Origin of the sequence: Xanthomonas bonasiae (genome assembly GCF_017163705.1) — a bacterium.
Classification (GTDB): domain Bacteria; phylum Pseudomonadota; class Gammaproteobacteria; order Xanthomonadales; family Xanthomonadaceae; genus Xanthomonas_A; species Xanthomonas_A bonasiae.
This window is the reverse complement of sequence record NZ_JAFIWB010000024.1, coordinates 42152-64978: the sequence shown is the minus strand read 5'-3', so window position 1 is coordinate 64978 and position 22827 is coordinate 42152. Positions and strand designations below refer to the sequence as shown.

Annotated in this window: 19 protein-coding genes; 12 read left to right on the top strand and 7 right to left on the bottom strand. The window is 70.5% G+C overall.

Going from position 1 to position 22827, the window contains the following annotated elements:
- Positions 1–215: 215 nt before the first annotated feature.
- Positions 216–1118 (top strand): 4-hydroxybenzoate octaprenyltransferase, encoded by a 903-nt coding sequence (gene ubiA / locus JR064_RS17705; RefSeq protein WP_206230613.1) that lies wholly within the window; start codon positions 216–218, stop codon positions 1116–1118.
- Between the two features lie 458 nt (positions 1119–1576).
- Here the strand turns inward: ubiA and JR064_RS17700 are convergent, their stop codons facing one another.
- Both JR064_RS17700 and JR064_RS17695 read right to left on the bottom strand, forming a co-directional pair.
- Positions 1577–2080, bottom strand: a complete 504-nt coding sequence (locus tag JR064_RS17700) for a SecDF P1 head subdomain-containing protein (protein ID WP_191825816.1) — start codon at positions 2078–2080, stop codon at positions 1577–1579.
- Between the two features lie 372 nt (positions 2081–2452).
- A complete protein-coding gene (locus JR064_RS17695; protein ID WP_206230612.1) occupies positions 2453–3178 on the bottom strand; it encodes a ComF family protein in 726 nt (241 codons plus the stop codon).
- 49 nt (positions 3179–3227) lie between these two features.
- On the opposite strand from JR064_RS17695, the gene bioB reads away from it, so the two are divergent.
- From bioB to bioC, 7 genes are all read left to right on the top strand, one after another.
- A complete protein-coding gene (gene bioB / locus JR064_RS17690) occupies positions 3228–4283 on the top strand; it encodes a biotin synthase BioB (protein WP_206230611.1) in 1056 nt (351 codons plus the stop codon).
- Between the two features lie 121 nt (positions 4284–4404).
- On the top strand, positions 4405–5610 hold the full coding sequence (bioF, locus tag JR064_RS17685; RefSeq protein ID WP_425510311.1) for an 8-amino-7-oxononanoate synthase: 1206 nt from the start codon (positions 4405–4407) through the stop codon (positions 5608–5610).
- Positions 5611–5634: 24 nt separating this feature from the next.
- The gene (locus tag JR064_RS17680) at positions 5635–5988 is read left to right on the top strand and encodes a DUF7079 family protein (protein WP_206230609.1); all 354 of its coding nucleotides are present in this window, start codon (positions 5635–5637) and stop codon (positions 5986–5988) included.
- A gap of 47 nt (positions 5989–6035) precedes the next feature.
- Positions 6036–6797, top strand: a complete 762-nt coding sequence (gene bioH, locus JR064_RS17675; RefSeq protein ID WP_206230608.1) for a pimeloyl-ACP methyl ester esterase BioH — start codon at positions 6036–6038, stop codon at positions 6795–6797.
- Positions 6798–7228: 431 nt separating this feature from the next.
- Entirely contained in the window at positions 7229–7714 is a 486-nt protein-coding gene (locus tag JR064_RS17670; RefSeq protein ID WP_206230607.1) for a hypothetical protein, read from the top strand.
- Positions 7715–8048: 334 nt separating this feature from the next.
- A complete protein-coding gene (locus tag JR064_RS17665; RefSeq protein ID WP_206230606.1) occupies positions 8049–8831 on the top strand; it encodes an SDR family oxidoreductase in 783 nt (260 codons plus the stop codon).
- A 392-nt stretch (positions 8832–9223) separates the two neighbouring features.
- Positions 9224–10114 (top strand): malonyl-ACP O-methyltransferase BioC, encoded by an 891-nt coding sequence (gene bioC, locus JR064_RS17660; protein WP_179570925.1) that lies wholly within the window; start codon positions 9224–9226, stop codon positions 10112–10114.
- A 199-nt stretch (positions 10115–10313) separates the two neighbouring features.
- Here the strand turns inward: bioC and JR064_RS17655 are convergent, their stop codons facing one another.
- From JR064_RS17655 to JR064_RS17645, 3 genes are read right to left on the bottom strand one after another with little or no spacing between them, the layout of a single operon-like run.
- On the bottom strand, positions 10314–10742 hold the full coding sequence (locus JR064_RS17655) for a ketosteroid isomerase-related protein (RefSeq protein WP_179570926.1): 429 nt from the start codon (positions 10740–10742) through the stop codon (positions 10314–10316).
- A gap of 52 nt (positions 10743–10794) precedes the next feature.
- The gene (locus JR064_RS17650) at positions 10795–11412 is read right to left on the bottom strand and encodes a YdcF family protein (RefSeq protein WP_179570927.1); all 618 of its coding nucleotides are present in this window, start codon (positions 11410–11412) and stop codon (positions 10795–10797) included.
- The gene (locus JR064_RS17645) at positions 11397–12356 is read right to left on the bottom strand and encodes a pyridoxal-phosphate dependent enzyme (protein ID WP_206230605.1); all 960 of its coding nucleotides are present in this window, start codon (positions 12354–12356) and stop codon (positions 11397–11399) included. Before JR064_RS17645 ends, JR064_RS17650 begins: the two co-directional genes overlap by 16 nt.
- Before the next feature lie 165 nt (positions 12357–12521).
- On the opposite strand from JR064_RS17645, the gene JR064_RS17640 reads away from it, so the two are divergent.
- The 4 genes from JR064_RS17640 to JR064_RS17625 all read left to right on the top strand — a co-directional run bounded on the left by JR064_RS17640 (position 12522) and on the right by JR064_RS17625 (position 18105).
- Positions 12522–13076 carry a hypothetical protein gene (locus JR064_RS17640; RefSeq protein WP_179570929.1) on the top strand — a complete coding sequence of 185 codons (555 nt, stop codon included), beginning with the start codon at positions 12522–12524 and terminating at the stop codon, positions 13074–13076.
- Positions 13077–13576: 500 nt separating this feature from the next.
- On the top strand, positions 13577–15466 hold the full coding sequence (mnmG, locus tag JR064_RS17635) for a tRNA uridine-5-carboxymethylaminomethyl(34) synthesis enzyme MnmG (protein WP_206230604.1): 1890 nt from the start codon (positions 13577–13579) through the stop codon (positions 15464–15466).
- A 49-nt stretch (positions 15467–15515) separates the two neighbouring features.
- Positions 15516–16328: a nucleotidyltransferase domain-containing protein gene (locus JR064_RS17630; protein ID WP_206230603.1), complete on the top strand. Its 813-nt coding sequence runs from the start codon at positions 15516–15518 to the stop codon at positions 16326–16328.
- A gap of 364 nt (positions 16329–16692) precedes the next feature.
- The gene (locus JR064_RS17625) at positions 16693–18105 is read left to right on the top strand and encodes a putative bifunctional diguanylate cyclase/phosphodiesterase (RefSeq protein ID WP_241093148.1); all 1413 of its coding nucleotides are present in this window, start codon (positions 16693–16695) and stop codon (positions 18103–18105) included.
- A gap of 153 nt (positions 18106–18258) precedes the next feature.
- Here the strand turns inward: JR064_RS17625 and JR064_RS17620 are convergent, their stop codons facing one another.
- Positions 18259–19701: an efflux transporter outer membrane subunit gene (locus JR064_RS17620; protein ID WP_206230602.1), complete on the bottom strand. Its 1443-nt coding sequence runs from the start codon at positions 19699–19701 to the stop codon at positions 18259–18261.
- Positions 19698–22826 (bottom strand): efflux RND transporter permease subunit, encoded by a 3129-nt coding sequence (locus tag JR064_RS17615; protein WP_206230601.1) that lies wholly within the window; start codon positions 22824–22826, stop codon positions 19698–19700. The genes JR064_RS17620 and JR064_RS17615 overlap by 4 nt, the downstream gene beginning before the upstream one ends.
- Position 22827 lies beyond the last annotated feature (1 nt).

The window sequence follows — 22827 nt, the reverse complement described above, 5'->3', positions numbered from 1 at the left end:
GATTGCCGCCACGGCCGGCTCGGCGGTCGCCGTATCTGCCGCCGCGCGGCGCGGCTTCCGCGAGGGCCGGCGTTCGGCGACGGCGCATCACGTGCGTACAGCCAGTTCCTGCGCCTGGGTCTGCAGCCCGAAGCGGGTGCGCAGGCCGTCGCCGTCGCAGCGGCCACCGCGCGAGCGTGCTGCCGCCGGCCGGGCCCGGCTGCTACCCTTGCGCGATGGGTTACGAACGCTACGAAACGCCCGCCGCGCTGCCGCCGCGCGCGCGCCTGGGCCAGTACTGGAAACTGCTGCGCGGCGACCGTCCGATCGGCGCGCTGCTGCTGCTGTGGCCGACCTGGTGGGCGCTGTGGCTGGCCGCCGACGGGGTGCCGCCGCTGTGGACGCTGTTCGTGTTCACCGCCGGGGTCTGGCTGACCCGCTCGGCCGGCTGCGTCATCAACGACTACGCCGACCGCTGGCTGGACCCGCAGGTCGAGCGCACCCGCAGCCGGCCGCTGGCCACCGGCGCGGTCAGCGGCCGCGAGGCGCTGGCGGTGTTCGCGCTGCTGATGCTCGCCGCCTTCGCGCTGGTGCTGACGATGAACGCGCTGACCATCGGCCTGAGCGTGGTCGGGCTGTTCCTGGCCGCCAGCTATCCCTATCTGAAGCGCTACACCTACCTGCCGCAGGTCTATCTGGGCATGGCCTTCGGCTGGGGCATCCCGATGGCGTTCGCGGCGATCCGCGGCGAGGTGCCGGCGCTGGGCTGGCTGCTGTACGCGGCCAACATCCTGTGGGCCACCGCCTACGACACCTGGTACGCGATGGTGGACCGCGAGGACGACCTGCGCGCCGGCTCCAAGTCCACTGCGATCCTGTTCGGCGACCTGGACCTGATCGCGCAGGGCATCCTGTACGCGCTGATGTTCGTCGCGCTGGGCTTCGTCGGCACCCGCGGCGCGCTGGGGATCTGGTACTGGGTGGGCTTGGGCGTGGCCGCGTTGCTGGTCGCCTACGAATTCCGCATCGCGCGAACCCGCGAACGCGCCCCCTGCTTCCGCGCCTTCATGCACAACAACTGGGTCGGCCTGGCGATCTTCGCCGGCATCGTCGCGGCGTTGGCGCTGCGCGCAGGATAGACCCTGGCGAGACGCCGCGCAGTGGCGGCTGCCCCCCGACGATGTCGTAAGGAGCCAGGCGGCGCTCCCGGCCGCTGACGGCAATACCGCGGGGCACTTCGTCCTGTCGTTGCCGGCAAAGCGTCGGGACTGAAGTCCCTCCCACAAAACCGTCGATCGACTCCTGCAGGAGCGGCGTCAGCCGCGACGCCGTTTCCACGACCGGTGACGGGAACGACTTCGATCACGACACGCATGATCGGCGAAATCCGCCTCCCACCTGCTGGATCGGCATGCCCCCGCCCCCGACCTGCCCGACGGCGCAATCGGGGAGAGCGGCGGCGCGCTCCGCTTCGAAGCAGCGACATCGCGCTACGCCAGCGGAACAACACAGCGGCGCGCGGCTCGAACAGGCGCGCGATGCGATACAAGCCCGCCATGGCGAACATGGCGGCCCATCCCGATCGCGCCAGCCAGCGCTACGGCTTCCCGTCTGCCGTCGGCGCATGCGTCAGCAGCGCGAACGCCCGCTGCTGTTCCTGCGCATCCTGCAGACCGCTGATGCGCAGCCTGTCGCCGGGGAGCGGCGCCATCACCGTCGCCACGGTGAGCACCTGGCCGTCGGCCAGCAGCGCGATCGGCTTGCCGATGTTCTGCTCCGTGGCCCGGGTCAGGCGATCGTCGTGCCCCGAGAAATGCAGATCGAGTGCCGGCTTGCCATCGTCGCCGTCCACGCGCGCCACCGTCGCGGCGCCATCGACGGCCAACAACGGCTGCGGCGCCAGATACACCGTCCGTCCCTGGTACGCGGCCTCGGTATAGCCGGCGCTGGGCGCATTGCTGGCCAGGCGCCATTCGATCTTCGCCTTCACCGCACTCGCGTCCGCACTCGCGCCGGCGCCATCGGGCGACGGGGCGTAGCTGCATCCGCTCATGCCGAACACGCACAACGCCAACGACAGTCCCAGAGTTCTCCAACGCATCGCCATCTCCCGCAGTTCGTTTGGCGACATCATAGAAGAACCGGCCGTTGCGGCCTGTCGCAGACCGCTGCCCCAGCCGCGTCACGCAGAAGAACGTGCCATGCATCGCGCTGCGGAACCCGTCCGCCAGCGGCCGATTGCGTCGGGTCGTGGCTTCTGCACCGCACGACGAAGCGTAACGCTCGCCCCCCCATCAGGCACGCCCTCGCTGCCGTTGCGCGGTCCACAGGCAACCACAGCAGCAACCGCTCCCTGCGTGCATGACAGATCACGCGACCACGGCCCGCAGCAGACACGCATACCCACATGACCTGCCACGCCTTTGCCGTCGCAGGGCCAATCGCCGCTGCGGCACGCAAGCCACCAGCGTACTCACGGCACCCGCGCCACCACCCACGCATCGACCCGGGCCACGCCGGCGCGGCGCAGCGCCTGTGCCGCGGCATGCAGAGTGGCGCCAGTGGTCATCACGTCGTCGATCAGCGCCACGTGCGGCGGCAGCGGCGCCTGCACCGCGAACGCATGGCGCAGGTTGCGGCGCCGCGCCTGCGCGTCGAGTTCGGACTGCGGCGCCGTCGCGCGCACGCGCTGCAGGCCGGCGCACAGCGGCAGGCCCAGCGCACGCGCCAGCGGCCGTGCCAGTTCCAGCGCCTGGTCGTAGCCGCGCCGGCGCAGCCGCGCGGAATGCAGCGGCACCGGCAGCACCGCCTGCGGGCGCGGCAAGCCGGCGCAGCGCGCCTGCAGCAACGCCGCCAGCAGGCGCCCGGCGGCCAGGTCCTGGTGGAACTTGAAGCGGCGCAACAGCCCATCCACCGGCGCGGCGTAGACGCAGGCGCTGGCGACCAGGGCCAGCGGCGGCGGTTTGCGTTGGCAGGCGCCGCACAGTTGGCCCGCATCCAGCGCGGGCACCGGCAGCGCACACGCCTGGCAGGCGCTGGCATTCCAGGGCAGCGCGTCGCGGCAGGCCGGGCACAGGTCCAGGCCGGCGGCGCCGGGTTCGGTACAGACCAGGCAGCGCTCCGGCAGCACCCAACGCTGCAGCCGCCGCCAGCAGCCGTCAACCCGGTTCGATTCATTGAAGTTGACAGGGATATCCATGCTCACCAGACTGCCCGCTTTCCCAGCCGCTTACCGTCAGGAAACCCCCATGTCCGCTGTCGTCCGACACGACTGGCAACGCCAGGAACTGCTCGCCCTGTTCGATCTGCCGTTCCCGGAGCTGCTGCACCGCGCCGCCGCCGTGCATCGCGAACACTTCGACCCGGCGCAGGTGCAGGTCTCCACGCTGCTGTCGGTGAAGACCGGCGGTTGCCCGGAGGATTGCGCGTACTGCCCGCAGGCGCAGCGCTACGACACCGGGGTGGACGCGCAGAAGCTGATGAGCACCGAGGCGGTGCTGGAGAAGGCGCGCCAGGCCAAGGCCGCCGGCGCCTCGCGGTTCTGCATGGGCGCGGCGTGGCGCTCGCCGAAGGACCGCGACATCCCCAAGGTCGCGGCCATGATCCGCGAGGTGAAGGCGCTGGGCCTGGAGACCTGCGCCACCCTGGGCATGCTCGACGGGCGCCAGGCGCAGGCGCTGAAGGCGGCCGGGCTGGACTACTACAACCACAATCTGGACACCGCGCCGGACTTCTACGACACGATCATCCACACCCGCCAGTACCAGGACCGCCTGGACACGCTCGCCCACGTGCGCGACGCCGGCATGAAGACCTGCTGCGGCGGCATCGTCGGCATGGGCGAATCGCGCGAGCAGCGCGCCGGCCTGCTGCAGGCGCTGGCCAACCTGCCGGTGCATCCGGACTCGGTGCCGATCAACCGCCTGGTGCAGGTCGCCGGCACCCCGCTGCACGGCACGGTCGAACTGGATCCGTTCGAGTTCGTGCGCACCATCGCCGTGGCCCGCATCGCGATGCCGCAGGCGATGGTGCGGCTGTCGGCCGGCCGCGAGAGCATGAGCGACGAACTGCAGGCGCTGTGCTTCTGCGCCGGCGCCAACTCGATCTTCTACGGCGAAAAACTGCTGACCACCGGCAACCCGGATACCGCACGCGACCAGGCGCTGTTCTCGCGCCTGGGCCTGAAGCCGATGCAGGTGCACGTGGACGCCGATGCGCACGACCACCCCGGCACCGTGCATGCGGACATCACCGCACCGGCGCCGACAGCGGACAGGCCGGCGATCGCCGCGGCGCTGGTCTGACGCCAGCGCGCCGCGCCGGCGCGCGCGCGTCCATCCGCCGATCCGGCCGTCCATCGCCGGCGGCGCCCGGCCCGGCCGGGGACGCGCTACGCTAGCCAACCGATCCCAGGCCCCGCCGCCCATGGCCCGTCCCGATCTGCACGACCGCATCCAGTCCTTGCGCAAGCTGCGCGAGGCGCAGGGCCGCATCCGCGTGCGCCGCAGCGTGGGCCGCCGCGACGGCGTGCGCCTGGAGCTGGACGGGCGCTGGCTGACCGGCTTCTGCAGCAACGACTACCTGGGCCTGGCGCAGCAGTTCGAAGTGCTCGCCGCGCTGCAGGACGCGGCCGCGCGCGAGGGCGTCGGCGCCACCGCCTCGCACCTGGTCTGCGGCCACCATGCGCTGCACGAGAGCCTGGAACGCGAGGTCGCCGACTGGCTCGGCTATCCGCGCGCGCTGCTGTTCGGCAGCGGCTTCCTCGCCAACCTGGCGGTGCAGCAGGCGCTGCTGAGCGAAGAAGAGGACGTGTGCGTGCAGGATCGGCTCAACCACGCCAGCCTGCTCGACGCCACCCGCCTGGCCGGTTGCCGCCTGCGCCGCTATCCGCACCTGGATACCGAAGGCGCGATGCGCCAGCTCAAGCACGCCGCCGACGGCGCGGCGATGCTGGCCACCGATGGCGTGTTCAGCATGGATGGCGACATCGCCCCGCTGCGCTCGCTGACCCTGGTGGCGCGCATGCAGCAGGCGCTGATGTACGTGGACGACGCGCACGGCGTCGGCGTGGTCGGCCCGCATGGCCGCGGCTGCGTGGCCGAGGCCGGGCTGGGCGTGGACGATGTGCCGCTACAGCTGGTGACCCTGGGCAAGGCGCTGGGCGGCTACGGCGCGCTGGTGGTCGGCGACGAGGCGCTGATCCGGCACCTGGCCGAGACCGCGCGCCCCTACCTGTACACCACCGCGCTGCCGCCGGCGCAGGCCGCCGCCTCGCTGGCCGCGGTGAAACTGGCGCGGCGCGACCAGTGGCGGCGCGAGCGCCTGGTCGAGACGATCGCAGCCTTCCGCGGCGGCGCGCGCCGCCATGGCCTGGAACTGATGGCCTCGGACACGCCGATTCAGCCGCTGCTGTGCGGCGACGAGGCCAGCGCGCTGGCGCTGTCGGCGGCGCTGGAACAGGCCGGCTTCCTGGTCTCCGCGATCCGCCCGCCGACCGTGCCCGAAGGCAAGTCGCGACTGCGGGTCACGCTGTCGGCGTTGCACACGCCGGCGCAGGTGCAGGCGCTGCTGGACGCGCTGGCGCTGGCGCGCGACCGCCTGGCCGTGCACCCGGTCGGCCTGCCGGCATGAGCGGGCCGATGTGAGCGGCCCGCGGTGAGCGACGGCGACCTCGCGGCGCGCCGCGAGGTCTGGGCCGCGCTGTCCGAGCTGTATCTGGACGACGATGTCGCCACGCGGCATGCGCACATCGCCGCCGTGCTCGCGGCCTCGCCGTATGCGCCGCAGACGCTGCGGCGCATGCTGTTGCACGACGTGCATCCACGCCTGGCGCCGAACCTGTTGAGCGTGGCCGGGGTCTGGCAAGGCTTCGACGCCGCCTGGCTGAGCGTGGCGATCCAGCGCGGCGAAGGCGTGCAGCGCTGGCCGGCCTGGCGCACCCGCGCCTACCCGCGCGAACAATGGCGCTTGCTGTTGCCGCGGCTGCTGGCGTTGCGCGCGCAACGCTGAGCGCGGCGTTCCCCGGTTCTCTTTTCCCATTCGGCACACGATCGACGATGCACATCGAAACCCTGGGGCACGGCCCCGATCTGGTCCTGATCCACGGCTGGGCGCTGCACGGCGGCATCTTCGCGCCCTTGGTCGAGCGCCTGTCGGCGCAGTTCCGCATGCACCTGGTGGACCTGCCCGGACATGGCCACAGCCGCGGCGACGACACGCCGCTGGCGCTGCCGCACGTGGTCAGCGCGATCGCCGCGGCCACGCCGCCGGCGGCGTGGCTGGGCTGGTCGCTGGGCGGGCTGTTCGCGCTGCATGCGGCGGCGACCCAGCCGCAGGTGCGCGGCCTGGCGATGCTCGCGGCGACGCCGCGGTTCGTGCGCGGCAGCGACTGGCCGCATGCGGTGGAACCGCAGGTGTTCGCGCAGTTCGGCCGCGACCTGGCCGACGACTACCGCGGCACGCTGGACCGCTTCCTGGCGCTGGACACGCTGGGTTCGGCGCATGCGCGCAGCGAATTGCGCACGCTGCGCGAGACCCTGAGCGCGCGCGGCGAACCCGATGCGCAGGCGCTGCAGGACGGGCTGGCGCTGCTCGAGCGCAGCGACCTGCGCCGCGCATTGCCGGGCCTGCGCGTGCCCAGCCTGTGGATCAGCGGCCAGCGCGACCGGCTGGTCTCGCCCGCCGGCATGGACGACGCCGCAGCGCTGACGCAGCATGCGCGGACGTTGCACATCGCCGGCGGCGGCCACGCTCCGTTCCTCGGCCATGCCGACGACGTCGCCATGGCGCTGAGCGAGTTCCTTGCCGCCTTGCCGTAAGGACTACGCCCCCCGGCACTGGCCGCTGGCGAACGATGCGGCAGCCACCTGGCACACCTTCGCATGATGACTGCGCCATCCAAAGCGCAGCCATCGGGACCCCGCGCAGCCGCACCTCCCCGACCCTACGTGATGCAGGCGCGCCGAGATGCTGGATCTGCACGGCAAATCTCCCCATGGCGCCGCCGATGCGCAGCCGAACGCGGATTCAGCGTCGCCAGGCGCTGCGCCAGCGAAGCGTCCGCACTCCAGTGCATCAAGACACCCGCCGTTGCGTGCACTATCCACTGCGACCGCGCGCCCGAGCGCATCAGATCCGCAGGCAGTTTGGAACACCGCGCATGTCATGATCAAAGGCGGCAAGGCGATGCCGACACAGGACAACGAGGCGGAACGCGGCCTGAGATTTCCGGCAACAGGAGAACGACACGATGGTATCGATGCTCGGCAGAATGCTCAGGATGTTCGGGCTCCTGCTCGCGGCAAGCGCCAGCATGCCCGCCATGTCGTCGCCTCCGGCAGCGCCTTGCAGGTTCGAGGCGCCTGCGGACCTGGACGCCACCCCTGCCCGATGGCTCGGCGGTTGCCGACATGGAGCCGCCGACGGCCTCGGCATAGTCAGGGCCGGGACCGCCGAGCCGTATGCCTTCTTCGCGGGACGGATGCAGGAGGGCCGCCCGGCCGAGGGCCTGCTCATGCTGCACGAGGGGGGATTGATGGTAGCCGTTCGCTTCGATGCGGCCTTGCGTGTCGTGAGCAGCGACGGCCTCCGGCCAAACGAGGACGACCGCGTGTTCGCGCAAGCGCGAGCGGCTGCACTCGAAACCGCCGCGCGCTTGCGCCAAGAGGGAAACCAGGCGTCTGCCGCCTACTACGCCGCTCTGGCGCAGCGGATCACGGAGAGCCGTCCGGAATGAACGACCGCGACCGGGCCCTCAGTGTCGCCACCCGATGCGGGGCCAGGGCAAGGTCCTCACCAGGCCGATGATCCTCGGCGTTCGATTGCCCGAGTCCGCCAAGAGCCGCTCCACCGGATCGGCAGCCTGCAGCACCCGACCGGAGACCCCGCCTCGCGTTGCCGCATCTGCGTGCGAATACTGGCGTTCGCAAAACGGCTCGCGGCATCACGCTCGTGGATCGTTCTCGCTGGGCGCCCGCACAACGCACGCAAACAACCGTCGAGGCGGCGCGTGGCTGGCCGCCGCGACGGCGATGGACGATCATCGCGGTTTCGACGAGCGGAGCGAACGCATGGATCTGGGCATCGCCGGCAGATGGGCGCTGGTCTGCGCCTCGAGCAAGGGCCTGGGCCTGGGGTGCGCGCGGGCGCTGGCCGGCGAAGGCGTCAACGTGGTGATCGTGGCGCGCGGCCAGGACGCGCTGGATGCGGCGGCGGACGGCCTGCGCGCGCTGCCCGGCGCCGGCGCGGTGATCGCGGTGGCCGCCGACATCGCCACCGAGGCCGGACGCGCCGCCGCACTGGCGGCATGCCCGCAGGTCGACATCTTGGTCAACAACGCCGGCGGCCCGCCGCCGGGCGACTTCCGCGACTGGGAGCGCGAAGACTGGCTGCGCGCACTGGACGCCAACATGCTGGCGCCGATCGCGCTGATCCGCGCCACCGTCGATGCGATGCAGGCGCGCGGCTTCGGCCGCATCGTCAACATCACCTCGGCAGCGGTGAAGGCGCCGATCGACAGCCTGGGCCTGTCCAACGGCGCGCGCGCCGGCCTGACCGGCTTCGTCGCCGGGCTGGCGCGGCGCACCGTCGCGCACAACGTCACCATCAACAATCTGCTGCCCGGCCAGTTCGACACCGACCGGCTGCGCGGCAACTTCGCCCATGCCGCGCAGCGCAGCGGCACCGACGTGGAGACAGTGGCGGCGCAGAAGCGCGGGCAGATCCCGGCCGGGCGTTTCGGCACGGCGGAGGAATTCGGCGCGGCCTGCGCATTCCTGTGCAGCGCGCAGGCCGGCTACCTCAGCGGGCAGAACCTGTTGCTCGATGGCGGGGCCTATCCAGGGACGTTCTGAAGAGCCGGGAGTGGGGATTCGGGAGTGGGGATGGGGGACTGCGCGCCGTGGCTTCCGATGTTTGACGTTTGTAGTGCGGATGCGTTCGGTGCGGCCTGCGCGCCTGCGTGCAATGCACAGGCCATTGCGTCAGTGGGCAGATCCTGTTGCTCGGTGCGCGGCCCATCCTGGAAAGGGACAGGGTTCGAGACGGAGTGAATGGCTGCGTGCGGTCCGCGCGGTGTCCGCTGATGCGCTCGGACTGATGCGATGGGAATTGAGGAATGGAGAGACGGGAATGGGTAAGCCAGGCGACCGCCTCGCCGCCGCAGCCGTTTCGATTCCCCACTCCCGATTCCCCATTCCCGGCTTTTCGCTGGCCGCTGCGCGCCGCGGCCGGCGATAATGCGCCGATGGATCCTTCTTCGTTCGATGCCAACCACATCCGCCGCGCGTTCTCGCGCGCGGCCGCCAGCTACGATGCCGCCGCCGCCCTGCAGCACGAGGTCGAGAAGCGCCTGCTGGAATCGCTGGACTATCTCGGCGACCGCGTGCCGCAGGTGGTGCTGGACGTGGGCAGCGGCCCCGCGCACGCCGCGGCGACGATGAAGAAGCGCTGGCCGCGCGCGCAGGTGATCGCGCTCGACCAGGCGCTGCCGATGCTGCAGCAGGCCAAGCGCCAGGCCGGCTGGTGGAAGCCGTTCGGCCGCGTCTGCGCCGACGCGCGCGCGCTGCCGCTGGCCGAGCACAGCGTCGATGTGATCTTCAGCAACCTGTGCCTGCAGTGGGTCGAGGACCTGCCGGCGGTGTTCGCCGGTTTCCGCCGCGTGCTCAAGCCCGGCGGCCTGCTGCTGTGCTCCAGCTTCGGCCCGGACACGCTGGTGGAACTGCGCGAGGCATTCGCGCACGCCGACCGCGAGGCGCCGCACGTGAGCCGCTTCGCGCCGATCGCGCAGTTCGGCGATGCGCTGATGCTGTCCGGCTTCCGCGACCCGGTGCTGGACCGCGACCTGTTCACCCTCACCTATCCCGACCTGGCCGCGCTGATGCGCGAATTGCGCGCGATCGGCGCGACCAACGCGCTGCACGCGCGCCGCCATACGCTGACCGGACGCGGCCGTTTCGCCGCCGCCAGCGCCGCCTACGAGCCGCTGCGCAACGCCGACGGCACGCTGCCGAGCAGTTGGGAAGTGATCTATGCGCACGCCTGGGCACCGCCGCCGGGCGCGCCGATCCGCGAAGGCGGCAGCGAGATCGCCGCGGTGCCGGTGTCGGCGATCCCGATCCGCCGCCGCGGCGATTGAGGCGACGCGCTTCGCTCCGGGAATCGGGAATCGGGAATCGGGAATCGTAAGAGCCCAGAACCGGATGCACTACCTGTAGGAGCGGCTTCAGCCGCGACAGGCGTTACCGGTAACGCCTGTCGCGGCTGAAGCCGCTCCTACACGGCAGCCCAGGCCGCCGCAGTTCCAGCGCGGCACACCCGACTGCGCTGGACAGCGCTCAGGCTGACACCTGGTCGATCCAGTCCTGCAGGTTGTAGTAGTTGCTGACCCGGGCGATCTTGCCGTCGCGGATGTCGAAGAACGCCCCGCCCGGCAGCACGTAGGTCTGCCCGCGCGCCGGCGGCAGGCCTTCGTCGGTGTGATGGTATTCGCCGTGCACCACGTACTCGGCGGCGGCGCGGCGGCCGTCCTGCCCGCCCAGCACCACGATGTCGCGCAGCTGTTCGCGGTAGCTGGCGTTCATCCGCTGCAGGAACGCGGCGAAGGTGTCCTTGCCGGTCTCGCGCGCGCCCTGGTTGAGGTCGTGCGCCACGTCGTCGGTCAGCTTGTCGAGCATCGCCGCCCAGTCGCCGCGGTTGAACGCGTCGTAATAGGACAGCACCAGTTCGATGGCGCGGTCCTGCTCGCGGGTTCCGTCGATCTTCATCGCCACCACCTCATGCCATGCCGGGCGCCCATGATACGGCGGCCGGGCCCGCTCAGGCGCCCGGCACCAGCAGGTCGCGGTGAAAGAAGTAGACCTCCTGCAGCAGGAAGCGCCAGCGGGTCTGGAAGCTGCGGAAGCGGGTGCTCGGGGTCGAGGACGCCAGCGCGTCGATCTGCAGCTCGCGGCACAGCCGCAGCGCCCGCGCCATGTGCAGCGGATCGCTGACGACGATCGCCCGGTGCAGGCCGTGGCTGCGCATCAACCCGCGCGCCTCGAGCAGGTTCTGGCGGGTGGTACGCGAGACGGTCTCGATCAGGATCGCGTCGGCCGGCACGTCGTGGCGCAGCGCGTAGCGGCGCGCCACCTGCGATTCGGCGAAACGCGCGCCGTTGCCGCCGAAGCCGCCGGTGAAGATCAGGGTCGGCGCATAGCCGCGCTGGTACAGGTCCAGGCCGTGGCGGATGCGTTCCTCGAACACCGGCGAGGGCTTGGCGTCGTAGGCGGCCGCGCCGAGCACGATGATCGCGTCGGCCGGCGCCGCCTGGTCGCGGTCGCCGACCCAGACGATGTAGATCGCCACGCCCAGCAGCCACAGGCCCAGCACCGCGGCCAGCCGACCGAGCCAGCCCAGCCAGCCGCGCCGCCGCCGCGGCTTCAAGCCGCGCCCCACGGCAGGGTGTCGAGGTCGACGTTGCCGCCGGACAGGATCAGCCCGACCCGGCGCCCGGCGAAGCGCTCGGGCTGCGCCAGCACCGCCGCCAGCGCGATCGCCGACGAGGGTTCCACCACCTGCTTGAGCACCTGCCACAGCAACCGCATCGCCGCCACGGTGGCGGCGTCCTCGACCACGATCGTCTCCGCCTGGCCATGCAGCAGCGCGAAGTTGGGCGCGCCGAGAGTGCCGCGCAGGCCGTCGCAGACCGTGTCCGGAACGAAGTCCACGCGCAGCGCGCCGGCCGCCAGCGAGCGCGCGGTGTCGGCGGCGCCGGCCGGCTCGGCCAGCAGCAGGCGTGCCTGCGGCGCCAGCGCCGACAGCGCCAGGCGGCTGCCGGCGGCCAGGCCGCCGCCGCCGACCGGCACCACCAGCAGGTCGAGCGGGCCGCTGGCGCCGAGCAATTCCAGGGTCGCGGTGCCCTGGCCGGCGATCACCGCCGGATCGGTATACGGATGCACCAGGGTCGCGCCGGTCTGCTGCTGCACCTGCGCGCACATCGCCTCGCGCGCTGCGATGCCGGCTTCGCAGCGCCACAGGGTGGCGCCGTCGCGGGCGATGTTGGCCAGCTTGGCCGCCACCGCGCCCTCCGGCACCACCACGTGGCAGCCGATGCCGCGGCTACGCGCGGCCTGCGCCAGGGCCGCACCGTGGTTGCCCGAGGAATGGGTGACCACGCCGCGCGCGGCCTGCGCCTCGCTCAGCGCCCACACCGCATTGCAGGCGCCGCGGAACTTGAACGCGCCGCTGCGCTGCAGGTGCTCGGCCTTGAAGAACAGTGTCGCGCCGGTCGACGCGTCCAGCGCCCGCGAGCGCAGGACCGGCGTCACCTGGGCATGCGGCGCGATCCGCGCGGCGGCGGCGGTCACATCCGCGAAAACGGGCAGTGAAGATGAGAACATGCGTGAAAGGTTAGCGTATCGTCCCAAGTTCGCGGTGTCGCGGGCTGCCAAGGCAACACAGCCGTTGCACGCGACTTAAGCGTTCAATCAACGACGAAGCGGGTTAAGGGGGCATTCAATGCAACACGCCGAACCTGTCTGTCAGCCTCAGGGAGAGGATTCGCCATGAACATGCGCCTGATCTTGGCCGCTGGATTGCTGGCCACGCTGAGCGGCTGCGCCACCTACGACTACGCCGACAGCGGTGGCGGCTATTACCGCGGTGCCCCCTCGGTCGAATACCGCTATCCGGACGGCTATTCCGACGGCTACTACGCGCCTTATGGTGCCGTGCCCTATGGCTATGGCGCCGGTTATTACGGCTATGGCTACTACGGCTACGGCGGCCCTTACTACTACCGCGACTACTACGGTCCGCCGCGGCACCGTCCGCCGCCGCGCCCGCGGCCCGACGACAACGGCCGCCCGCCGGACCGACCGCCGCCGGTCATCGGCGGTGGCGGCGGCCGGGTCAAGTCGCCGTGGCGCGACCTGGACCGGCTGCGCCGTCCCGATGCCGCCAACGCCGGCCCACGCCCTCAGGCGATGCAGCCGCGTCCGCAGTCGATGCAGCCACGTCCGGCCAGCGCGCCGCGGCCGGCCGCCCAGCCGCGTCCGGCCGCGCCCCGGCCTGGCAATCTGGGTCGTAGCAATGGGACGAAGCGCACACTAGAGCCCTAAGAAAAGGCTTGATTTCACGCAGGCACAAGACGCACTCTACGTCGTACGGGGTGACCGCCTGCGTCGCTTTATGACCCGAAGCGATCGCCCCACCGTCTATGTCGATGTCCGACAGGGAAATCTGGATCCCCCCTGTTCCGGCCCTGTCGGGCGTCGGCGCCTAAAACGAAAAGCCCCGGTTCGCCGGGGCTTTTCGCGTTCGGGCCTTGCGGTTGCTGGCATCGGACCCGAATCGCAGACATAAAAAAGGGCCGGCAGTCCCCCGACTACCGGCCCCCAGCTCCCCCAACGTGCGCGTGACTGGCCCCTGTTCCAATTCCAGTCGTACGCCCCTGACGCAATGCCACGTTGGGTGCAGTAGGGATATCTGCAGACTACGTGCCAACTTTAGGGCCGAATCCGTAAACTGTGATGCGAACTCCAAAAATTCCGTTTTTCGGCGCGCGCCGTCCCGCGCACGCCCCCATCCCGGTCCGCGCGACCGGGCGGACGAATACCCGATGAGCGATTCCTTCTACCGCTACGACGTCATCGTGATCGGCGGCGGCCATGCCGGCACCGAAGCGGCGCTGGCCTCCGCGCGCGCTGGCGCGCGCACCCTGCTGCTGACCCACAACGTGGAGACGGTGGGCGCGATGAGCTGCAACCCGGCCATCGGCGGCATCGGCAAGGGCCATCTGGTCAAGGAGATCGATGCGCTGGGCGGGGCGATGGCGCATGCCGCCGACCTGGCCGGCATCCAGTGGCGCACGCTCAATGCCTCCAAGGGCCCGGCGGTGCGCGCCACCCGCTGCCAGGCCGACCGCAACCTGTATCGCGGCGCGGTCCGGCGCCTGGTCGAGGCGCAGCCCGACCTGACCCTGTTCCAGGCCGCGGTGGACGCGCTGATCGTGGAGGGCGAGCGCGTGCGCGGCGCCGTCACCCAGACCGGCCTGCGCTTCGAGGCGGCGGCGGTGGTGCTGACCGCCGGTACCTTCCTGGCCGGCAAGATCCACATCGGCCAGACCCAGTACGCCGGCGGCCGCGCCGGCGACCCGCCGGCCACCGCGCTGGCGCAGACGCTGCGCGACGGCCGCTTCGGCGTGGACCGGCTCAAGACCGGTACCCCGCCGCGCATCGACGGGCGCAGCCTGGACTACGCGGCGATGGAGGAGCAGCCCGGCGACGATCCGCTGCCGGTGATGTCGTTCATGGGCGAGCTCGCCCAGCATCCGCGGCAGGTCTCGTGCTGGATCACCCATACCACCGAGCGCACCCATGACATCATCCGCGGCGCGCTGGACCGCTCGCCGCTGTACACCGGCCAGATCGAGGGCATCGGCCCGCGCTACTGCCCGTCGATCGAGGACAAGGTGGTGCGCTTCGCCGAGAAGGCCAGCCACCAGATCTTCGTCGAGCCGGAAGGCCTGGACGTGGCCGAGATCTATCCCAACGGCATCTCCACCTCGCTGCCGTTCGACGTGCAGCTGGAGCTGGCGCGCTCGATCCGCGGCTTCGAGCGCGCGCACATCACCCGTCCCGGCTACGCGATCGAATACGACTTCTTCGACCCGCGCGGGCTGAAGGCCTCGCTGGAGACCAAGGCGATGCCCGGGCTGTTCTTCGCCGGCCAGATCAACGGCACCACTGGCTACGAGGAAGCGGCCGCGCAGGGTCTGATCGCCGGGCTCAATGCCGCGCGCCAGGTGCGCGGGCTGGAGCCGTGGACGCCGCGCCGCGACCAGGCCTACATCGGCGTGCTGATCGACGACCTGATCACCCACGGCACCACCGAGCCGTACCGCATGTTCACCAGCCGCGCCGAATACCGGCTGCAGCTGCGCGAGGACAACGCGGATGCACGCCTGACCGGCATCGGCCACGACCTGGGCCTGGTCGGCGAGGCGCGCTGGGCGCGCTTCCAGGCCAAGCAGGAGGCGGTGGCGCGGGAGAACGAGCGGCTGCGCGCGCTGTGGGCCACGCCCGGCAATGCGCTGGGCCGCGAGGTCGCCGCGACGCTGGGCGTGGCGGTGAGCCGCGAGACCACCGTGCTCGACCTGATCAAGCGCCCGGAGCTGGACTACGCCGCGCTGATGCGGGTGCCGTCGCTGGGCCCGGGCGTGGACGACGCGCAGGTCGCCGAGCAGGTCGAGATCGGCATCAAGTACGCCGGCTACCTGGACCGCCAGCGCGACGAGATCGCGCGCCAGCAGCGCCACGAGGACACGCCGATCGCCGAGGCGTTCGACTACGCGCAGGTGCGCGGGCTGTCGGCCGAGGTACAGCAGAAGCTGCAGCGCGTGCGCCCGCAGACCGTGGGCCAGGCGCAGCGCATTCCCGGCATGACCCCGGCGGCGATCTCGCTGCTGCTGGTGCACCTGGAGCGCGCGCGGCGCAGCCGGGTGGCGTAAGCGGCGCCGCTGCGGCACTCTGCCCTGCCCCGCAGCAGGACGACAGGCCATGGACATCCACCCGATCGCGCCGGACAAGCGCGCCGCCGTACTGGCCGCGCTCGGCGACATCGAGCGCAGCCACGACGTGCGCATCCTGCTGGCCTGCGAGTCCGGCAGCCGCGGCTGGGGATTTTCCTCGCCCGACAGCGACTACGACGCGCGCTTCGTCTATGTCCATCGGCCGGATTGGTATCTGACCGTCAACGAACGCACCGGACCGGGCGAGGCGCAGCGCGACGTGATCGAACTGCCGATCGCCGACGACCTGGACGTCAGCGGCTGGGACCTGCGCAAGGCGCTGCGCCTCGTGTCCAAGTCCAATCCGACGCTGCTGGAATGGCTGCAGTCGCCACTGGTCTATCGCCAGGATCCCGCCGCCGTCGCCGGGCTGCTGCAGATGGCGGACGCGTTCTACTCGCCGCTGGGCACCTGGTGGCACTACTTCAACATGGCCAAGAGCAACTACCGCGGCTATCTTCGCGGCGAACGCATCCGCACCAAGAAGTACCTGTACGTGCTGCGCCCGGTGCTGGCCTGCCAGTGGATCGAACGCGAGCAGGGAATGCCGCCGATGGCGTTCGAGCTGCTGCTGGAGGCGCTGCTGCCGTCGGGACCGCTGCGCGACGCGATCGATGCCTTGCTGGAGAAGAAACGCGCCGCCGCGGAAATCGAGGACGGTCCGCGGGTCCCGGCGATCAGCGACTTCCTGGACGCCGAACTGGGGCGCATGGGCGCCGCCGCGCCGCGCCTGGCTACCGGCAGCGGCCATCCGCGGGCGCTGGATGCGTTGTTCCGGCAGTTGATCCGCGCCGAAGCCTAGGCGTCGGCGACGCGTCTGCGCGCGTCGTGGGAGCGGGTTCGCTCGCGACAGATCCAGCGACGCAGCCGGTCGCGACCGAAGTCGCGTTTGCGCATGGCACCGGCAACATTCGACCAACGCGGCAGGCGGCGCGCTGTCTTGCATCAGGCGCTTGCAGGTCGTCGTCCACGCCGGCTTCGATGCTGTGCCCCACTCCCCGGCCGCAGCGCGCAGCCCGGATCGCGTGGAGCCGCTGCCGCGTTCCTGCCTTGCAACCGGCCCGCTTCTTCGTCACCTTGTCCACGCGGGACTTTCGCTATTGAAGGGCGTGTGCAGGTGCCGACCGAGCCGACGCAGATCACATGACGATGCGCAGAAGAACGGGATGCATGTGAAAAAAACCGGCTTGGGGGCTGGCGGCGACGACTGGGTGGCGCGAAACCTCCCCGACCAGGCGCAGTGGCCGCGGGTCCAACGCCTGCTGCGGTTCGGCGGGCTCGCCTGCATGGCGCACGGCCTGGCATGGACGGCGTACTACATCACGCATGGCATGAGCGCACTGGCGCTCGTTCTCTTTTCGGTCATGCTGATGGGCACGGCCTGCCTGTACATGTCGCGCAGGCTCGATCGCGGTTCCCTCGTCGCCATCGCGCATCTGCTGCTGATCATGACGGTATTCGCCAGCCTGGCCGATACGCCGACCGCGGCGGCGGCGCGATCGACGCATCTGTTCCTTCTGCCGATCGGTGCAGCCGCCTTTTTCCTGTTCCGCAGCGAAGGGGTCTACCTGCGCTGGGCATTCCCGGCGTTGTGCTTTGCGTTGCTGATCGCGCTGGCCATCATCCCTGGCAGCCTCGGCGTTGCGCTGAGGCTGATGCCGGAGGAGATCCGCCGGATCGGCCATGCCCTGAACACCGCGACCGCGATGATCCTGACCGCCGGGGTGTTGGCCATCTTCAGCGAGGACATCAAGGTGCGGCTGGACCAGCATGCGGCGCTGGTCCGCGCGCTCGCGCACGATGAGTTGTGCGCCCACCTGCAGCCACAGGTGTCGGCGCGCGGACGGCTGGTCGGCGCGGAAGTGCTGCTGCGCTGGAATCGACCGGGCTATGGATTGCAGCCGCCGGCAGAGTTCATTCCGCTGGCCGAAAGTACCGGGCTGATCCATCAGATCGGCATGTGGGTGCTGGAACAGGCCTGCCTGCAGCTGAAAGCCTGGTCGCGGCATCCCGGCACCGCGGATCTGGTGCTGTCGGTCAACGTCAGCCCCTTGCAACTGGTGTCGGCGAGCTTCGTCGAAGACGTGCGCGACGTGGTCGGCCGGATCGGCGCTCCGGCGAACAGACTCCGCTTCGAGATCACCGAGTCGGCGCTGGCGAGCGACCTGCCCTTGGTCACCGCGAGGATGAACGCGCTGCGCGAGGACGGGATATCGTGGTCGCTGGACGACTTCGGCACGGGTTTCTCTTCGCTGTCGCTGCTGCAGGCGCTGCCGCTGGACGAACTGAAGATCGACCGGTCGTTCGTCCGTGGAATGACCGCAGACGGCAACCAACGCGAGCTGGTGCGCAAGATCATCGAGATCGCGGGCATCCTGGGTATCTCCACGGTCGCCGAAGGCGTGGAGACGGAGCAGCAGCATGCATGGCTGGGCGAGATGGGATGCACGGCGTACCAGGGCTATCTGTTCGGCCGCCCGGTCGCCGCGGATACGTTTGCGCAGGCCCATCTGGGCACGCTGGTTTCGCCACCGGGCGTTTCGCACGGGGACGCCGACCGCGGTCCATTCCGCGAGTAGCAAGCTGCGCAAGCCTGCGCTCCCGTCAGCGCGTTACGCGTCTGTGGGAGCGACTTCAGTCGCGACGGCCTTCCCGGTAACGCCCGTCGCGACTGAAGTCGCTCCCACATCGCGCATCCGCGTGAACTGACTCGAACTTGCGCGGCCCCGCGCTCAGCGGCTCGCCGCGGCAGGGGCTGTCGCGCTCGCATCCGCGCCGCCGCCCAGCACGGTGTACAGCGCGACCCGGTTGCTGTCGTCCTGCAGGCGCAGGGCGATCAGATCCTGCTGTGCGGCGTACAGCGAACGCTGCGCGTCCAGCACCTGCAGGTAGTCGTCCACGCCGGCGCGGTAGCGCGCCTCGGCCAGCGTGTGGCTGCGGCGCACCGCGTCCACCAGCGCCTGTTGCGCGCTCAGCTGCGCCGCGAGGTGGTCGCGCTGCGCCAGCGCATCGGCGACGTCGCTGAAGGCGCTCTGGATGGCCTTCTCGTATTGCGCCACGGCGATGTTCTTGCCGATCTTCGATACGTCCAAGGAAGCCTTCAGCGCGCCGGCGTGGAAGATCGGCAGGGCGATGCTGGGCACGAACGACCAGGTCCGCGAGCCCGCCGCGAACAGCGTGGACAGCGCGTCGCTGCTGCGGCCGGTGGAGGCGGTCAGCGAGACGGTCGGGAAGAACGCCGCGCGGGCGGCGCCGATGTCGGCGTTGGCCGCCTTCAGCGCATGCTCGGCAGCGAGCACGTCGGGACGCTGCAGCAGCACCGTGGCATCCAGTCCCGCCGGCAGCGGAGCCAGGGCCACGCTGCCGTCGAACGCATCGGGCCCGGCGAGCAACGCGGCGTCCACCGGCGCGCCGACCACCAGTTGCAAGGCATCGCGGGCCTGGGCGAGCTGGGTGGCATCGCGCGCCACATCGACGCGGGCCGCTTCCACGCTGCTCTGGATCTGCGCCAGGTCCAGCCCGGAGCCGATGCCGTTGTCGTGCTGGGCGCGGCTGCGCCTGAGCGTCTGCTCCTGGCTGTCCAGGGTCTGCTGCGCCAGGGCCAGCAGTTGCCGGTCGGCACCGACCGCGAGCCAGTCGTCGGCGATCTGGCCGATCAGGCTCAGGCGCACGCTGCGTTGCGTTTCGGCACTGGCCAGCCAGGTTTCCAGGGCCTCGTCCTTCAGGCTGCGCACGCGGCCGAACAGGTCCAGTTCCCAGCTGCTGATGCCGACCTGCAGCGTGTCGCTGCTGTCGATCTGCGCCTGCCCGGTGTCGCTGGCGCTGGCGCTGGTCCGCTGGCGGCTGTTGCTGGCATTGGCATCCAGCGAAGGCGCCAGCGCGGCGCGCTGGATCCGGTACTGCGCGCGCGCCTTGTCGATGTCGAGCATGGCCACACGCAGGTCGCGGTTGTTGTCCAGGCCCAGGGCGATGACCTGGCGCAGGCGCGGATCGAGGAACACCGCGCGCCAGTCCGGCATCGCCAGCGCGGCGCCGGCACCGGGCGTGGCGCTGTCCGCGGTGTCGAACTGCAGCGGCACCGGCGGCGCCGGGCGCGTGTAGTGCGGGGCCATGCTGCACGCGGCCAGCGCCGCGCAGCAGGCCACGGCCAGCAAGCGGAACGACCGGGTGCTCATGGCGCGGCCTCCAGCGGCGGATGCTTGCTGCCGGGGAACACGCTGCGCACGATGACGTAGAACAAGGGCACGAAGAACAGGCCCAGGGTGATCGAGGCCAGCGTGCCGCCGGTCACGCCGGTGCCCAGCGAATGGCGCGCGGCCGAGCCGGCGCCGTGACTGAACACCAGCGGCAGCACGCCGAGCAGGAACGCCAGCGAGGTCATCAGGATCGGCCGCAGGCGCATCTGCACCGCGTGCAGGGTGGCCGCCAGCAGGCTTTCGCCGCGCTGTTCCAGCTCGCGCGCGAACTCGACGATCAGGATGCCGTTCTTGGCCGCCAGGCCGACCGTGGTCAGCAGGCCGACCTGGAAGTACACGTCGTTCTGCAGGCCGCGCACGGTCATCAACAGCGCCGCGCCGAACACGCCCACCGGCACCGCCAGCATCACCGCGAACGGGATCGTCCAGCTTTCGTACAGCGCCACCAGGCACAGGAACACGAACAGCAGCGAGATCGCGTACAGCGCCGGCGCCTGGTTGGCCGACAGCTTCTCCTGGTAGGCCATGTCCGACCACGCATAGCCGAAGCCGTGCGGCAGCTGCTTGCTCAGTGCGGCCATCGCGTCCATCGCCGCGCCGGAGCTGACGCCCGCCACCGCCTGGCCGGTGAGTTCCATCGCCGACACGCCGTTGTAGCGCTCCAGCGCGGCCGGCGCGCTGGTCCAGTGCGAGGTGGTGAAGGCGGACATCGGCACCATGTCGCCGCTGGCGTTGCGCACCGTCCAGCGCTGCAGATCCTGCGGTGCCATGCGCGCCTCGGCGTCGCCCTGCACGAACACCTTCTTGATGCGGCCCTTGTAGATGAAGTTGTTGACGAAGTCGCCGCCGAGCGCGCTGTTGAGCGTGGCGTTGATGTCGCCCGGGTCCACGCCCTGCGCCTGCGCCTTATCGTCGTCGATCTTGACCGCATAGACCGGCGCGTCCTCCAGGCTGGCGTAGCGCACGTCGCGCAGCTTGGGATCCTGCCCGGCCAGGCGCAGCAGCTTGTCGCGCGCGTTCACCAGGGCGGCGTGGCCGGCGCCTTCGTAGTCCATCAGTTCGAAGGTGAAGCCGGAGGCGTCGCCGAGCCCGCTGATGGCCGGCGGCGAGGTCACGAACAGCTCCGCGTCGGGCACGTCGGCCAGGGCCTTGTTGAGATGCGCGGCGATGGTGTCGGCGTCGTCCTCGCGGTCGTCCCAGTCCTTGAGGCGGACGAAGGCCATGCCGACGTTCTGGCCGGCGCCGGTCACGCTGAAGCCGGCCGAGGACAGCACCGAGCGCACGCCCGGCTCGTGCAGCGCGGCCTTGGTCAGGCGGTCGGTCACCGCCAGGGTCTGCTCCAGGGTGGAGCCGGCCGGCAGCTTGACCAGCACGTTGAGCATGCCCTCGTCCTCGTCGGGCAGGAACGCGCCGGGCAGGCGCCACAGCAGCACGCCGGTGACGCCCAGCAGCAGCGCGTAGGCGAGCAGGCCCAGCGCGCGCCGGCCCAGCACCCGCTCGACCAGCGCACGGTAGCGCTCGGACAGCGCACGGAAGCGCGTGTTGAACCAGGCGAAGAACCGGCCGAGGCGGCCGTGCGAACCGATCGGTTCCTCGCCCTGGTGCAGCGGTTTGAGAATGGTCACGCACAGCGCCGGGGTCAGGGTCATCGCCACCAGCACCGACAGGATCATCGAGGCGGCGATGGTGATCGAGAACTGCCGGTAGATGACCCCGGTGACGCCGTTGAAGAAGGCCATCGGCACGAACACCGCGGTCAGCACCAGCACGATGCCGACCAGCGCGCCGCCGATCTGCTGCATCGAGCGCAGCGTCGCCTCCTTCGGCGGCAGCCCTTCCTGGCTCATGACCCGCTCCACGTTCTCCACCACCACGATGGCGTCGTCCACCAGCAGGCCGATCGCCAGCACCATCGCGAACATGGTCAGGGTGTTGATCGAGTAGCCGAACGCGGCCAGCACGCCGAAGGTGCCCATCAGCACCACCGGCACCGCGATGGTCGGGACCAGCGTGGCGCGCCAGTTCTGCAGGAACAGGTACATCACCGCCACCACCAGCAGCACCGCCTCGATCAGGGTGATGACCACTTCCTTGATCGAGGTGGTCACGAACGGCGTGGTGCTGAAGGCGATGTGGTAGGTGTAGCCGTGCGGCCAGTACTGCTTGAGCTCCTGCAGGCGCGCGTCGATCGCCTTGGACGTTTCCACCGCGTTGGCGTCGGCGTTCAATTCGATGCCGAGCGAGGCCGACGGCTTGCCGTTGAAGCGGGTGATGCTGTCGTAGGTTTCCGGACCCAGGCCGATCCTGGCCACGTCGGACAGGTGCACTGCCGCGCCGCCGGGGCCGCTCTTGAGCACGATCGCGCCGAACTGCGCCGGCGTGTGCAGGCGGCTGCGCGTGGTCACGGTCGCATCCAGGCGCTGCCCGCGCGGCGCCGGCTGGCCGCCGATCTCGCCGGCCGACACGTCGGTGTTCTGCGCCTGCAGCGCGTTCTCCACGTCCGAGGGCATCAGCGCGTACTTGCGCAGCTTCTCCGGATCCAGCCAGATGCGCATGGCGTACTCCGAGCCCATCGGCTGGATGTTGCCCACGCCGCTGACGCGGCTGATCTGGTCGTCGATGTTCGATTCCATGTAGTTGGCGACATCGAAGTTGTCCATGCTGCCGTCGTCGGAGGTGAACGCCACCACCTCGAACAGCGAACCGCTGGACTTGGTGATGACGATGCCGTTCTGCTGCACGTCCTGCGGCAGCACCGACATCACCGACTGCAGCTGGTTCTGCACCTGCACCTGCGCGGTGTCGGCATTGGTGCCGGTCTCGAACACCAGGTTGACCTGCGCGGTCCCGTCCGAGGCGCTGGTCGAGGTCATGTACAGCAGATGGTCCAGGCTCTGCTGCGACTGCTCGATCAGCTGGGTGACCGTGTTCTCCACGGTCTGCGCCGAGGCGCCGGTGTAGGTGGCGCGCACGGTGATGGTCGGCGGCGCCATCTGCGGATAGCGCTCGATCGGCAGCGCGTGGATGGCCAGCATGCCGACCAGGACGACGACGATGGCCATGACCCAGGCCACCACCGGGTGGTTGACGAAGAAACGCGACATG